Origin of the sequence: Paraburkholderia sp. USG1, from assembly GCF_031570135.1 — a bacterium.
GTDB lineage: Bacteria > Pseudomonadota > Gammaproteobacteria > Burkholderiales > Burkholderiaceae > Paraburkholderia > Paraburkholderia dioscoreae.
On sequence record NZ_JAMWXW010000025.1, the window covers coordinates 1 to 14143 of the forward strand.

General features: G+C 63.6%; 13 protein-coding genes. 1 reads left to right on the top strand and 12 read right to left on the bottom strand.

Annotated features, from left to right (window positions below):
- Window positions 1-486: 486 nt before the first annotated feature.
- The 9 genes from NE850_RS27860 to NE850_RS27900 all read right to left on the bottom strand — a co-directional run bounded on the left by NE850_RS27860 (window position 487) and on the right by NE850_RS27900 (window position 10258).
- Window positions 487-903 carry a CopD family protein gene (locus tag NE850_RS27860; protein WP_007180398.1) on the bottom strand — a complete coding sequence of 139 codons (417 nt, stop codon included), beginning with the start codon at window positions 901-903 and terminating at the stop codon, window positions 487-489.
- A gap of 86 nt (window positions 904-989) precedes the next feature.
- Window positions 990-2261, bottom strand: coding sequence for a glutamate-5-semialdehyde dehydrogenase (locus tag NE850_RS27865; RefSeq protein ID WP_165187055.1), 1272 nt, complete (start codon window positions 2259-2261; stop codon window positions 990-992).
- Window positions 2262-2515: 254 nt separating this feature from the next.
- Window positions 2516-3634 (bottom strand): DNA polymerase III subunit delta, encoded by a 1119-nt coding sequence (gene holA, locus NE850_RS27870; protein WP_165187057.1) that lies wholly within the window; start codon window positions 3632-3634, stop codon window positions 2516-2518.
- A gap of 54 nt (window positions 3635-3688) precedes the next feature.
- Window positions 3689-4240 carry an LPS assembly lipoprotein LptE gene (gene lptE / locus NE850_RS27875; protein ID WP_007180395.1) on the bottom strand — a complete coding sequence of 184 codons (552 nt, stop codon included), beginning with the start codon at window positions 4238-4240 and terminating at the stop codon, window positions 3689-3691.
- 91 nt (window positions 4241-4331) lie between these two features.
- Window positions 4332-6923: a leucine--tRNA ligase gene (leuS, locus tag NE850_RS27880; protein ID WP_007180394.1), complete on the bottom strand. Its 2592-nt coding sequence runs from the start codon at window positions 6921-6923 to the stop codon at window positions 4332-4334.
- Window positions 6924-7197: 274 nt separating this feature from the next.
- Window positions 7198-7629, bottom strand: a complete 432-nt coding sequence (locus NE850_RS27885) for a biopolymer transporter ExbD (protein WP_165187060.1) — start codon at window positions 7627-7629, stop codon at window positions 7198-7200.
- A gap of 28 nt (window positions 7630-7657) precedes the next feature.
- Window positions 7658-8368, bottom strand: coding sequence for a MotA/TolQ/ExbB proton channel family protein (locus NE850_RS27890; RefSeq protein ID WP_007180392.1), 711 nt, complete (start codon window positions 8366-8368; stop codon window positions 7658-7660).
- Window positions 8369-8457: 89 nt separating this feature from the next.
- On the bottom strand, window positions 8458-9255 hold the full coding sequence (dapB, locus tag NE850_RS27895) for a 4-hydroxy-tetrahydrodipicolinate reductase (protein ID WP_007180391.1): 798 nt from the start codon (window positions 9253-9255) through the stop codon (window positions 8458-8460).
- Between the two features lie 175 nt (window positions 9256-9430).
- A complete protein-coding gene (locus NE850_RS27900; protein WP_007180390.1) occupies window positions 9431-10258 on the bottom strand; it encodes an outer membrane protein assembly factor BamE in 828 nt (275 codons plus the stop codon).
- Between the two features lie 158 nt (window positions 10259-10416).
- Between NE850_RS27900 and fur the strand changes: the two genes are divergently transcribed.
- Window positions 10417-10845, top strand: coding sequence for a ferric iron uptake transcriptional regulator (gene fur / locus NE850_RS27905; protein WP_007180389.1), 429 nt, complete (start codon window positions 10417-10419; stop codon window positions 10843-10845).
- Between the two features lie 114 nt (window positions 10846-10959).
- Here fur and NE850_RS27910 read toward each other — a convergent pair whose 3' ends face one another.
- From NE850_RS27910 to NE850_RS27920, 3 genes are all read right to left on the bottom strand, one after another.
- Complete coding sequence (locus NE850_RS27910; RefSeq protein ID WP_165187065.1) at window positions 10960-11472, bottom strand: ureidoglycolate lyase; 513 nt, start codon at window positions 11470-11472, stop codon at window positions 10960-10962.
- Window positions 11473-11485: 13 nt separating this feature from the next.
- Complete coding sequence (alc, locus tag NE850_RS27915) at window positions 11486-12496, bottom strand: allantoicase (protein WP_165187068.1); 1011 nt, start codon at window positions 12494-12496, stop codon at window positions 11486-11488.
- 115 nt (window positions 12497-12611) lie between these two features.
- A complete protein-coding gene (locus NE850_RS27920; RefSeq protein WP_007180386.1) occupies window positions 12612-13934 on the bottom strand; it encodes a C4-dicarboxylate transporter DctA in 1323 nt (440 codons plus the stop codon).
- Window positions 13935-14143 lie beyond the last annotated feature (209 nt).

The following is a 14143-nucleotide window of genomic DNA, read 5'->3' on the forward strand; positions in this document are numbered from 1 at the left end:
AGAAACCGATCTGCACATTCCATCAGGGACAGAGGCAAGTCCTCACAAGTCCGGATGTATGGCTGCAATCCTTCATCTGCTAACGATCACCGAATGACGGCTGTGCAAACTGGGGGCGTCCATGTATAGCAGACCGGGCCAAAAACATACCGGCGAGCCTTTCGGCTCCCCACCACGGCCCGCCCATTGAAATTAGACGTGCAGAGGCAGACGCACGCCCGCCTGGGCGGGTGTGCGGTTTTTGGCACTGGCTGCTAAACCAGACCACCGGTTGGTGCCGGTGGTTCGGAAATTATAAATCAGCGCCCACACGCTTTGGCCGTCCCAATATAGCCTCACCACCGCTCTGGCCGTTCAGCCTAAGACAACACGTCGCACATCAGCACCAACAATAAAAAAGGCAGTCTGCCGAATCCGGCAAACCGCCTTTCTACGAATCCAAACCTGCAACCCAACCAACGCAGCAACCGCTCGCGCATGCGTGAGTCAAAACGGCTTGATCACCACCAACGCCACCGCCGCCAACATCCCCAGCACCGGCAACTCATTAAACATCCGATACCACTTGTCCGACCGGCGATTCTCACCGCGCTCAAAAGTCCGCAACAACACACCGCAATACGCGTGATAACCGATCAGCAGCACCACCACACCAACCTTCGCGTGAATCCACCCCTGCCCGCTGCCGATGCCAATCACCAACCACAGCCACAGCCCACACGCGAGCGCCGGCACCGCGATAAACGTCATGAAGCGAAACAGCTTGCGCGCCATCGTCAACAGACGCGCCGTGGCCGCGGGTTCCGTTTCCATCGCCAGATTGACGAAGATGCGCGGCAGATAGAACAGGCCGGCGAACCACGAAGCAACCAGAACGATATGAAACGTTTTGACCCAAAGCATCGACGATCCTTGTACAGCGTATTGGCGTAAAGAGAAGCGCGCGTATCAGCGCGCCTCAGGCGAAGAACGAGCCCGCGAAGGCGCCCTTATTGACGGCCTTCGCCGTGCCCGAGCACGACGTACTTCATCGACGTCAACCCGTCGAGTCCCACCGGACCGCGCGCATGCAGCTTGTCGTTCGAAATGCCGATCTCCGCGCCCAGACCGAATTCGAAACCATCGGCAAACCGTGTCGACGCATTGACCATCACGCTCGCCGAGTCCACTTCGCGCAGGAAGCGCATCGCGCGATCGTGGTCTTCGGTGACGATCGCGTCGGTGTGCTGCGAGCTGTACTTGTTGATGTGCTCGATCGCCGCATCGAGATCGTCCACCACCTTGATCGCCAGCACCGGCGCGAGATATTCGGTGCGCCAGTCTTCTTCGGTCGCATCGACGAGCGGACCCACGCCCGCATCCGCCAGCACCGCGCGCGACGCGGCGTCCACCCGCAGTTCGACTTCCTTGGCGCGATACAGCTTGCCCAACGGCGGCAGCACCTGGGCCGCCACACCGCGCGCGACCAGCAGCGTTTCCATCGTATTGCAGGTGCCGTAGCGGTGCGTCTTGGCGTTGTCGCAGACGGTCAGCGCTTTGGTCAGGTCCGCGCGATCGTCGACGTACACGTGGCAGATGCCGTCGAGATGCTTGATCATCGGCACGCGCGCTTCGTTCATCAGGCGCTCGATCAGGCTCTTGCCGCCGCGCGGCACGATCACGTCGACGTATTCGGTCATGGTGATCAGCTTGCCGACCGCCGCGCGATCCGAGGTGGCCACCACTTGCACGGCGTCCTGCGGCAATCCGGCGGCTTCCAGACCTTCGCCGATCAGCTTCGCCAGCGCCGTATTGCATTCGAGCGCTTCGGAACCGCCGCGCAGAATGGTCGCGTTGCCCGACTTGAGGCAAAGCGCCGCGGCGTCGATCGTCACGTTCGGACGCGATTCGTAGATGATGCCGATCACGCCGAGCGGCACGCGCATCTGACCGACCTGAATGCCGCTCGGCCGGTACTTCAGATTGCTGATCTCGCCGATCGGATCGGCCAGCGCGGCGACTTGCCGCAAGCCTTCCACCATCGTCTTCAGCGCTTTGTCCGACAGCGTCAAACGGTCGATGAACGCGGCATCGTGGCCTTTCTCGCGAGCCTTGGCGACGTCGCGCGCATTCGCTTCTTTCAGCGCGGCCGCGTCACGCTCGATCGCCTCGGCGACGGCTGCGAGCGCGGCGTTCTTCGCCGCCGTCGACGCCCGCGCCATGGCCCGCGATGCTTGGCGGGCGCGACGGCCGAGGTCGGTCATGTACTGGTCGATATCCATGGAAATTCTCGTGGTGCCGCGCCCATTGAGGTGCGGCGGACGGACAGAATGAGCGAATGATTCAACGATTGTAAGTCGGGCGAAGGCGCTTTGCTTGCCGCCGGGCGGGTTGCGCTTCACGCCGGCGCACGGTGAAGGTAGCGGGCTTGCCGGTTCACTCGCGACTCAGGAGCGCATTGCGAAGCGACTCAAGAGCGCCTTAAGACCAACCCACAAGCGCCCTCAAGAGCTGCCGGCTGGCCTGGCGTTGCCGTTCAGGCCGGCCTTCGTGCCGGTGCAGCAGTCCCGGGCCGAGGTCGTGGCGGTGGCACGGGCGACGTTTTCGGCGCCGCCACCGTCATGGCCAATTCGAACAGGCCATCCCACGGATCAGGCGGCGGATCGTTGCGATGATTACCCGGCGTGCCGCCCGACAAACCCTTCACCTGCCGATCGAGCCGCGCCGCCAGCGCAAGCGCCTTTTCCAGCGTGCCTTCGCTGACACGCGACAACGCCGGGCCGATCAACCGTTCGCGCGGCCCCCAAACACGATTCTCGCGCACCAGCATCGCGAGCGGCTTGCCGGCCGCGACGCCGCGTTTGATCCGCAGCAGCGTGCGGACTTCTTCCACCACCGCCCACAGCACCAGCACCGCGGCCTCGCCTTCTCCGCGCAAGCCGTCGAGCATGCGCGACAGACGGCCGACGTCGCCGGCCAGCATCGCTTCGTTCAACTTGAAAACGTCATAACGGGCGACGTTGAGCACGGCGTCCTGAACGTGCTCGAAGCTCAGCGACCCGGCCGGATACAGCAGCCCCAGCTTCTGGATTTCCTGATGCGCGGCGAGCAGATTGCCCTCCACACGCTCGGCGATGAAAGCCAGCGCGCGCCGCCCTTCTTCACCGGCGGCCACGCGTTGACCCTGCGCCGCGAGCCGCTGGCCAACCCAATTGGGCAACTGCGCACGCTCGACCGGATCGATCTTCAACGCGACGCCCGCGTCGGACAACGACGTGAACCACGCCGACTTCTGCGTGGCCGCGTCGAGCCGCGGCAGCGTGATCATGGTGAGCACATCTTCATTCACGGCAGCGGCCAGCGCTTTCAGCGCGTCCGCGCCTTCCTTGCCGGGCTTGCCCGACGGAATGCGCAATTCGACCAGTTGACGGTCGCCGAACAGTGACATCGACTGGCTCGCGCCCAGCAGCGAACTCCAGTCGAAGCCGCGCTCCACCGTGAACACCGAGCGATCGGTGAAGCCGGCCGCGCGCGCGGTGGCGCGGATGCGGTCGCACGCTTCCTGCGCGAGCAGGTGCTCGTCGCCGTACACGACGTACAGTCCGGCGAGTCCCTTGGCGAGATGCGCTTCGAGCGCGTCAAGTCGCAGTTGCATGGCTACCGATCGGCAAGGTTGAACAGGTGCGGCACATTGAACGAAGCACGACGCTCACAGCGGCGGCGGCGGCAACGGCGCGCGCGGCACGACTCCCGGCACTTCCTGGCCCGGCGCCGGATGCATAGAACGCACGACCGACAGGCGGCGTGAGAGCTGGTCGATCGCGTCGTTTTCCATATCGGCGAAGAGAATGTCGCTCTCGGCGGCTTTCGCTTGCGAAAACTGATCGCTATAGGTCATCGCGCGGTTCAGCGCGATCACGCTCGACGGAATCAGCAGCGTGCCGTCTTTGGCGGTCAGCGAATAGGTCATCGAGAGATTCAATCCATACTCTTCGACCGCACCCAGCGAATTCAGCGTCAGCGTGTTGATGCCACGGCCTTCGGTGATCTGCAACGTGGCGTCGGCATTCGCGACCGAAGTGACCACGACCGTGTCGCTGCCGCCTTGCACGATACGCGTCAAGCGCGCGGCCGCCGCCGGCGAACCGCCGGCGATGAAGAGGCGTTTGAATGCGTAGTCCTGCTGACCGCGCAACTGGAAGCCGCAGGCGGACAACATCAGCACGCTGCAAGCCAGCGTCAAAAACGATCTGCGAGTCACATTGGCTCCTGGTTCGCAGTAGATTCCGCAGCGGGCAAGAGCGCCGCCGCACGCGACGGCGTCCTGCCTGCTGTCATTTCTTCGTCGGTCCTCACACCACCACGTTCACGAGGCGCCCCGGCACCACGATGATCTTCTTGGGCGCCTTGCCTTCGCTGAACTTCGCGACCATCTCGTGAGCGGCCGCGAGCTGTTCGATCGCTTCACGCGAGGCGTCTTTCGCCACCGTGATCGCGCCGCGCACCTTGCCGTTCACCTGCAGCACGAGTTCGATCTCGGACTGCTCCAGCGCCTTCTCGTCGACCTTCGGCCACGGCGCGTCGAGCAGCGAGCCGAGCTCGTCGGCGTAACCGAGTTCCCGCCACAACTGGAACGTGAGGTGCGGCACGACCGGATACAATACGCGCAGCATCACGCTGCAGGTTTCGCGCAGCACGGCCGGGCGGGCGCCCTTCGCGCTGTCGAGCGCGTTGAGCATCTTCATCGCCGCCGACACCACCGTGTTGTATTGCAGACGCTGATAGTCGAAGTCGGCCTGCTTCAGCACGGTGTAGATTTCGCGGCGCAAGACTTTCTCGACGTCGCTCAGTTGCGCGGCGTCGAACCTGCCGCCCTGGCGCAATGCGGCTTCGTTGGTCTGGCTGAAGCTCCACACGCGGCGCAGGAAGCGGCTCGCGCCTTCCACGCCCGAGCCGGACCATTCGAGCGACTGCTCCGGCGGTGCGGCGAACATCACGAACAGACGCGCGGTGTCCGCGCCGTGCTGATCGATCAGCAGTTGCGGATCGACGCCGTTGTTCTTCGACTTCGACATCTTCTCGACACCGCCGAGCACCACCGGCTGGCCGTCCTCGTTGAGGATCGCGCCGACCGGGCGGCCCTTGTCGTCGAACGAAACGGTTACGTCGGCCGGGTTGTACCAGGTCTTCTTGCCCGCTTCGTTTTCACGATAGTAGGTTTCGTTGAGCACCATGCCCTGCGTCAGCAGATTTTTGGCCGGCTCGCCGAACTTGATCAGCCCGAGGTCGCGCATCACCTTCGCCCAGAAGCGCGAGTACAACAGGTGAAGAATCGCGTGCTCGATGCCGCCGATGTACTGATCCATCGGCGCCCAGTAGTCGGTGCGCTCGTCGACCATGGTCTTCGCACCCGGCGACGCATAGCGGTAGAAGTACCACGACGAATCGACGAAGGTGTCCATCGTGTCGGTTTCGCGTTTGGCCGCGCCGCCGCAGGTCGGGCAGGTGCAGTTCACGAACGCTTCAGACTTGGCGAGCGGATTGCCCGTGCCGTCCGGCACGAGGTCTTCCGGCAGCACCACCGGCAGATCTTTTTCCGGCACCGGCACGTCGCCGCACTTCGGGCAATGGATGATCGGAATCGGCGTGCCCCAGTAGCGCTGGCGCGACACGCCCCAGTCACGCAGACGCCACGTGATCTGCTTGTCGCCGAGGCCCAGTTCCTTCAGGTCGGCGGCGATCTGGTCCACTGCCTGTTCGTAGTTGAGGCCGTCGTACTTGCCGCTGTTGATCAGCGTGCCGGTCTTCTCGCCGTACCATTCCTGCCAGGCTTCGGTCGAAAATTCCTTGCCTTCGACCGCGACCACCTGCTTGACCGGCAGACCATATTTCTTCACGAACGCGAAGTCGCGCTCGTCGTGAGCCGGCACGCCCATCACCGCGCCTTCGCCGTAGCTCATCAGCACGTAGTTGCCGATCCACACTTCGACCTGTTCCTGCGTCAGCGGATGCGTGACGTAGAAGCCGGTGGCCATGCCCTTCTTTTCCATGGTCGCGACGTCGGCCTCAGCCACGCCGCCGCGCTTGCATTCCTCAATGAAGGCCTGCAGTTCCGGCTTGTCTTTCGCGAGACGCGTGGCGAGCGGATGCTCGGCGGCGATCGCGCAGAAGGTGACGCCCATGATCGTGTCGGCGCGCGTAGTGAACACGCGCAGCAGCTTCTGTTCACCGTCGATTTCGTACGGGAAGCCGAAGTTCACGCCGAAGCTCTTGCCGATCCAGTTCTGCTGCATGATCTTGACGCGCTCGGGCCAGCCGAGGCCTTCGAGGTCGTTCAGCAGTTCGTCCGCGTACTGCGTGATGCGCATGTAGTACATCGGGATTTCGCGCTTTTCGACGAGCGCACCCGAACGCCAGCCGCGGCCGTCGATCACCTGCTCGTTGGCGAGCACGGTCTGATCGACCGGATCCCAGTTGACGGTGCCGGTTTTCTTGTACGCGATGCCCTTTTCCAGCATCTTCAGGAACAGCCACTGGTTCCACTTGTAGTAGTCCGGGCTGCAGGTCGCGACTTCGCGCGACCAGTCGATCGCGAGGCCCATCGACTGCATCTGCTTCTTCATGTAAGCGATGTTGTCGTAGGTCCACTTGGCCGGCGGCACGTTGTTGGCCATCGCCGCATTTTCCGCCGGCATGCCGAACGCGTCCCAACCCATCGGCATCAGCACGTTGTAGCCGTTCATCCGCAGATAGCGGTACATCACGTCGTTGATCGTGTAATTGCGCACGTGACCCATGTGCAACTTGCCCGACGGGTACGGCAGCATCGAGACGCAATAGAACTTGGGCTTGTCGGTGACTTCCGTCGTCTTGTACGCGTCGATGGCGCGCCATTGCCCTTGCGCGGCGGATTCGACGTCGGAGGGAACGTATTTTTCGTGCATGGTGTGATGGGATCGCTGGGTTCGGTGCTTTCGCACCGGGCCTGGTGCTCTGCTGGATGAAATGGCGTCGATTCCCCTTCTGCGGGGGAAAGGGCTGATTATACCGTCCGCGGACGGGTACGCCGCGCGCGTAGTACGCGTAACGACCGGTCGGCCTGGGGCGCAGCATGGCGGGCTCGGCAGGTCTCAGCGCCCCGCACTGCGATGGGGGCTCGCGCGCAATCCAGGAACTGCGGCGGCATGATGAGCGGCCGTCCCGCCAGACACAGCACGCCTAGGGCCTGGCAGCGGGCGGCGGCGGGTCGGTCACGAAGCCGATCCGCTCCAGGCCCGCCTGCTGCGCCGCGCCCATGACCTGCGCGATCACTTCGTAGCGCGTGGAGCGCTCGGCGCTCAGATGGATCTCCGGCTGGTCGCTCTGCTTTCCCGCTTGTGCGAAGCGCGTGCGCATCTGCTCAAGCGTGATGACAGTGCCGTTCCAGTAGAGTTTGCCGGCGGCGTCGATGGAAAGGGAAATGGTTTGCGGCGTCTGGCGCGCGGGCGCGGCGGCGACTTTCGGCAAATCGAGCCGGATCGCATGCGTGAATAAAGGCGCGGTAATGATAAAAATCACCAGCAGCACCAGCATCACGTCGATCAACGGCGTCATGTTGATCTCGGCCATCGGCGCGGCCGCCTGCTTTTTGTCGAGTCCGCCGAATGCCATGTCGCCTCCTTCTGCCTGAGCGGCGCGCCTAGTGCGTCGAGATCTGCGGGGCGCGCGCGGGTGCCTGCGCCTGTTCCGCCGGCGCGCAGACGTAGGCGTGCAGATCGTGCGCGAAGCCGTCGAGCTCCTCCGACAACTGCCGCACCAGCCGGCCGAGCACGTTGTACGCCAGCACCGCCGGAATCGCCACCACGAGGCCGAAAGCGGTCATGATGAGCGCCTCGCCAACCGGCCCGGCGACGTTTTCGATCTGCGCCTGACCGCTCGCCGCAATGCTGCCGAGCGCGTGATAGATGCCCCACACGGTGCCGAGCAAGCCGACGAACGGTGCCGTGCTGCCCACCGAGGCCAGCAAAACCTGGCCGAATTCGAGCCGCCGCTGCGACGCACTGAGCGCCTGGCGCAACGCCCGCAGCACCCGCTCGCCACGTTCGACGCGGGCCAACAGCGCACCCGGAATGTCCACTTCAGCCGCATGAAGCGCCGCTTCCGCAAGTGGCGTGAAAACCCGCTCGCGGTCCGTGCGCCTTAACGCCGCGACGCCTTCGGACAGCGTGGGCGCCTGCCAGAACTGGGCAATCGCGCGCGTGGCCTGACGTTTGGCGCGAGTGAGTATCCAGCTTTTGACGATCAGAAAGCACCAGCTAGCAATCGACATGGCCAGCAGCACGTAAGCGACGCCATGCGTGATCGCGTCGCTGGTTTGCAGGTAATGGATGATGCCGCTGCTGCCTGCCATCTGACCTCGCCGTGGAGTAGTGATTGCACGAGCGCGCCGGGAAACGCAATGCGCCCCGACATCCGCTCAGAATACGTTCAACTCAGCGTTCAACGCAGGCCAAGTACGTCCTGCATGTCGAAAAAGCCGGTTGCGTGGCCTTCGAGGAAACGTACAGCACGAAGCGCGCCTTGCGCATACGACAGACGGCTCGCCGACTTGTGCGTGATCTCGATGCGCTCGCCGATGCCCGCAAACAGCACCGTATGGTCGCCGACGATATCGCCGCCGCGAATCGCCGAAAAACCGATGGTGGACGGATCGCGCTCGCCGGTCACGCCTTCGCGGCTGTAGACCGCGCAGTCGTCGAGATTGCGACCGAGCGCGTGGGCGATCACTTCGCCCATCGTCAATGCCGTGCCGGACGGCGCATCGACCTTGTGACGATGATGCGCCTCGATGATTTCGATGTCGTAGCCGGTCGCGAAATGCTTCGCGGCGTATTCGAGCAGCTTCAGCGTGACGTTCACGCCGACGCTCATGTTCGACGCGAACATGATGGCGATTCTGTCCGCCGCGGCGCGCAGTTGCGCCTTCTGCTCGTTGTCGAAGCCGGTCGTGCCGATCACCATTTTCACCTTGTGACGCTGCGCCGCTTCCAGATGCACCAGCGTGCCTTCGGGGCGCGTGAAGTCGATCAGGTAGTCGGATTCGGCGAATACGCGCTCGATGTCGTCGGTCAGCACGACGCCCGTCTGTTTGCCGAGAAATGCGCCCGCGTCCTGACCGAGCTGCGGGGAGCCCACGCGGTCGAGTGCGCCGGACAGCGTAGCGTCGGCATCGTTGAGGACAGTTTCGATGAGCATGCGGCCCATACGGCCCGATGCGCCAGCAATGGCAATTTTCATGGCTACGAGGGTTCGAAAAGGCAAAACCCGGCAAAGGCGGGCGAAAGCGGCGGCGGGCAGCACCCGTGCGCCGCGCATGACTGAAACAGGCAGAGAGCCGCACGGACGCCGCACACCGCGTTGCCCGTGCGCGGCGCCCGTCTTAAGCGTGAGCCTTAAGACAGGGACAGCGCGATTAGCCGCCCGTTCCCGAAGCCGGCGAAGAGGTCAACGGCGTGTTGTACGTCGGGCCGCCGTTGCTGCTCTGCGGGCCCGTCGGGCCTACCGGATTGCTGTTGTCCGTACCCGGATTCTGCGGCGGCGGCGGACGATGGAACTGGAACTGCGGCTGCCCATTGCCCGTGGGGCTTTGCTGCGGGATGCCGCCGCCGTTGGCGGTCGGCGCGCTCGGCACGGACGGACGCGCGGGCGACAACTGCACCGCATTGGTCGCACGATTGGCGGCTTGCGCGGCTTCCGCGTTGGCGTCCGTGGACGGCACCGCCGCTGCGGCTGCGCCGGCGACGGACGGCGAACGCGTGGTGTCCAGCGTGACCGGCGCCGCAGCGGAGGCGGCCTCGCTCGCACCGCTGGCACTGGTCGCCACGGCGGCCGCGGCCTTCTTCTTGCCCAGCTTGTCGCCGTCGATTTCAGCCAGCAACTCGAGGTTGGACGGCAGATCTTCGCCACCCGACCAGCTGGCGACGCGGTCGCCTGCGAAGAGAATCACGAAGTCGCGCTGCTGCACGACGTTAGTCGAGCCGCGCTTGAAATAGAACACGTAGTCCCAGCGGTCCGCGTGGAACATGTCGGCCAGCAGCGGCGTGCCGAGCAATTGCTTGACCTGCGCGCGGGTCAGGCCGACCTGCATCTGCGCCGCCGCTTCTTTCGAAACGAAATTACCCTGCACTACCGTGATCCGGTACGGCGTGATGCTTTGGGCAATGCGCTGTGTCAGGCTGTCGTAAGTGGAACATCCGGCAAGAACCGCGACAGTCGCAACAGCGATCAAGGTACCCCGCATGCGGCTCCCCCGGTAGATCAATTGAGATTTTGAAATCATTTCACTCACCGTGCGGGCCCGCTGACGAGCCGCGCGAGTTTCATTCCATCGAAGATGACCAGAACGCCAAAAACACATTACTATGAGAGCCCAGCATTGTACTCTAGGGATCCCTTGTCATGACCAATCCAACCGATCTCAAGAATATCGGGCTCAAGGCGACCCTTCCGCGCCTCAAAATCCTTGAGATTTTTCAGCACAGCCCGGTGCGCCACCTGACGGCCGAAGACGTCTACCGCAACCTGCTGCACGAAGAACTCGATATCGGGCTTGCAACCGTGTATCGCGTGCTGACGCAATTCGAGCAGGCCGGCCTGCTCTCGCGCAGCAATTTCGAGTCGGGTAAGGCGGTGTTCGAACTGAATGAGGGGTCGCACCACGACCACCTCGTGTGTCTCGATTGCGGGCTCGTCGAAGAATTTTTCGACTCCGAAATCGAGGCCCGTCAGCAGTCCATCGCGAAGGAACGCGGCTTCAAGCTGCAGGAGCACGCGTTGGCTTTGTACGGCGCCTGCACCAAGGAAAACTGCCCGCATCGCAAGCACTGACGCGATATCGGCCGCGCTGGGGTGCGCGGTCCGGTGGGCAAAAAAAGACCCGGCCGATGCGAATCGGCCGGGCTTTTTGTTTGCGGCAGCGCTCGTGCGCGGGCGCTTATGCCGCTATTCCACCAGTTCGGCGTTCGCTTCGAACGTCAACCGCCACGGCTGCGCCAATGACAATTCGTCGCAATTGGGCTGCTCGCCGCCACGATCCACCACCACGAAATCGCTCACCTGATCGAGTGCGAGCAACGGGTGATGCCAGACGCCTTTCGCATAATTCACGCCCTGCCATGCATCGGTCCAGAAAGCGCGCATCCGCGCCGGGTCGAATTCGCCGGCCGGTGCGACCACCACCAGATAGCGAGCCGCCTTCAAGGGAATGAAAGCCTGGCTACCGAGCGGGTGCCGCTCCATCATCGTGATTTCGACAGGCAGCGTGCGCGGCTGCGCGCGAAACAGGTTGATCAACGGCCGGCCGCCGTTTTCCATCACGTCGACGCAAGCGAGGTCGTGATAGCGCTCGGTCGTCCCGCCGTTGATGGCGAAATGACGCGCACCGTCCAGCTCGATAACGTCGCCGAACGGTGCGAAGGCCGCGCGCGTGAGCCGTTCCATCTGCAATGTCTTCATCGACGCCGCTCCGTTATGCGATTTCGCCCCACAGGCGCAGGCGCGACACCCCGCCGTCCGGAAGGATATTGAAACGCACATGCGTGACCGGGCCCAGCGACGCGAGATCGTCCGCGAAGGTGTGGACGTGGTCCATCTGCAGTTTCTGTTCGCCGAGCAGCACCGGCCAGAACATGGCTTGCGTGACGAGCGAGTCGTCCGTGCCGCCCGTCACCGACGCGGCTTGCAGCGAACAGCGGTCCGGGAAGTTGCCCTTGAAGTGCGCCGTATCTACTTCGATTTTGCGGATCACGCCCGGCCGCGCCAGCGCGACGATCGCCCAATCGTTGCCCGGCTCGCGGCGGCGGCGAGTTTCCCAGCCGTCGCCCATGTTGACGCCGCGGCCCGGCATCAGCATCTGCGAGGCCGGCCCGAAATGCTGGTTGTTCGCCGCGACCAGATAGGCGCCGTTCTCGATGGCGGCCAGATCCAGCAGCGTCCCGCGCTCCACGCGCTCCCAATCGCGCTTCGGCTGACCGTACACGCGCAGGCGCGCGAGGCCGCCGTCCGGGTACAGATTCACGCGCAGATGGGTAAACGCGCGCGTGTCGTTCACATCGACATAGTGGTGCTGGTTGCCCTGCAGCGTGGTCGCCGGCACGAGGGTTTGCCAGTCGGCGTTGTCGGGCGGCACATCACCTTCCACGTAGCAGGCGTCGATCGATGCGGCCGGCGGAAAGTTGCCGGTGAAGTGGCTCGTATCCAGATCCACGCCGTGCACGACGCCCGGGCGCGCGAGGCGGATCACACAGTAATCGTGACCGGTGGTTCGCTTGCGGCGGGTTTCCCAGCCGTCCATCCACTTGCCGTGGTCGTCGTACTTACCGGGAATGAACACCGCCGGTTGCGGCTCGAGCATGCGTTCTTTCGGCGCGAAGAATTCGTCGCTGGCAAAGAGCGCCTTCGCGCCCAAACGCGGGTCGGCGAGGTTCATATAGCGGCGGGTGAAAGCGGGAGCGTTGGGGTCGAGGATCGGATTAGCCATAGTCTCTAGTCTCGGTCAGGCGGCGAAAAAGTGAAGGAGAGCCGGGTTATGCTGCCTCTGCCGGCGCAGAAAGCGCGCTGCGTTGGCGCGCGGAGTCAGATACGGTTTCTCAGGTTCAGACGGCCGGAGCGTGTTCGCCCGCGGCGGGTTCGGCGTCTTCACCGGCCGGCACGTAGCGCAACGCCTCGTCGCGGTTCAATACGCGATGCGCGCGCGCCCGGTCGATATCGTTTTCCCACACGGCGACCACCACCGTCGCCACGCAGTTGCCGATCAGGTTGGTGAGCGCGCGCGCAATGCCGACGAACCAGTCGACCGGCAGGATCAGCACGAGGCCGAGCACGGGAATCGCCGGAATCGCGGACAACGTCGCGGCCAGAATCACGATGGCCGAGCCGGGAATGCCGTGCGCGCCCTTCGACGTCACCAGCGAAACCAGCACCACCACGATCAGGTCATGCACGGACAGCGGCGTATTGGTGGCCTGCGCGATGAAAATCACTGCGAGCGTGAGATAGATGGAGAAGCCGTCGAGATTGAACGAGTAGCCGGTCGGAATGACGAGCCCGACGGTCGAATCCTTGACGCCCATCCATTCGAGCTTGCGCATGATCTGCGGCAGCACGGCATCGGACGAAGCGGTGCCGAGCACGATCGACAGTTCTTCGCGCAGATAGCGGATCAGCTTGAAGATGCTGAAGCCGGCGAGCCGCATGACCACGCCCAGCACCACGGCCACGAACACGAAGCAACTCACGTAGAACACGAGCACCAGCATGCCGAGTTGCTTGAGCGACTCGACGCCGTACGTGCCAGTGGTGAAGGCGATCGCCCCGAGCACGCCGAGCGGCGCGAGCTTGATGATGAAACCCATCACGCGGAAAAACACCTGCGACAGTTCGTCGATCAGGCTGCTCACGCGCTGCGCCTTATTGCCGAGCAGCGACAGCGCCGAGCCGAACAGCACCGAAAACACGAGAATCTGCAGGATGTCGCCGGTAGCGAACGCGTTGATCGCCGTATCGGGGATGATCTTCAGCAGGAAGCCGGCCGTGTCCTTCAGGCTCTTCGCGTTTTCGGTGTAAGTCGAGAGCGACGAAGGATCCAGCGAGCGCAGATCGATGTTCATGCCGACGCCGGGGCGCGTGACGTACGCCAGGATTGCGCCGATCACGAGCGCGATCGTCGTCATCACCTCGAAGTAGATCACGGCCTTCAGGCCGACGCGCCCCACCTTGCGCAAGTCGCCGGCATGCGCCATGCCGCTCACCACGACGCAGAACACGATTGGACCGATCACCATCTTGATCAGCTTGAGAAAACCGTCGCCGAGCGGGCGCAGCGATTGGGCGAAATGCGGGTACACAGCGCCGATCACGATACCCGCCACCAGCGCTATGACGACCCGGCCAAACAGCGAATTGAAAAATTTCAACACGGCTTCCTCCTGGTTGCGATTCCCACCTGTTCAGACTGGTCCGACCAGTGCTGTTATGTCGAATAGTAGGAAGCCGATATACTGGCGTCAAGGGTTCATGGAACAGTGTTTACCCGCTGTTTTTACAGCGCTTTCAGACCGGATGCGCGGCGATGAACGGTAAGCCGCACGAGCGTTCGGACCGCGTATTACAATGCTGGTCAGACCGC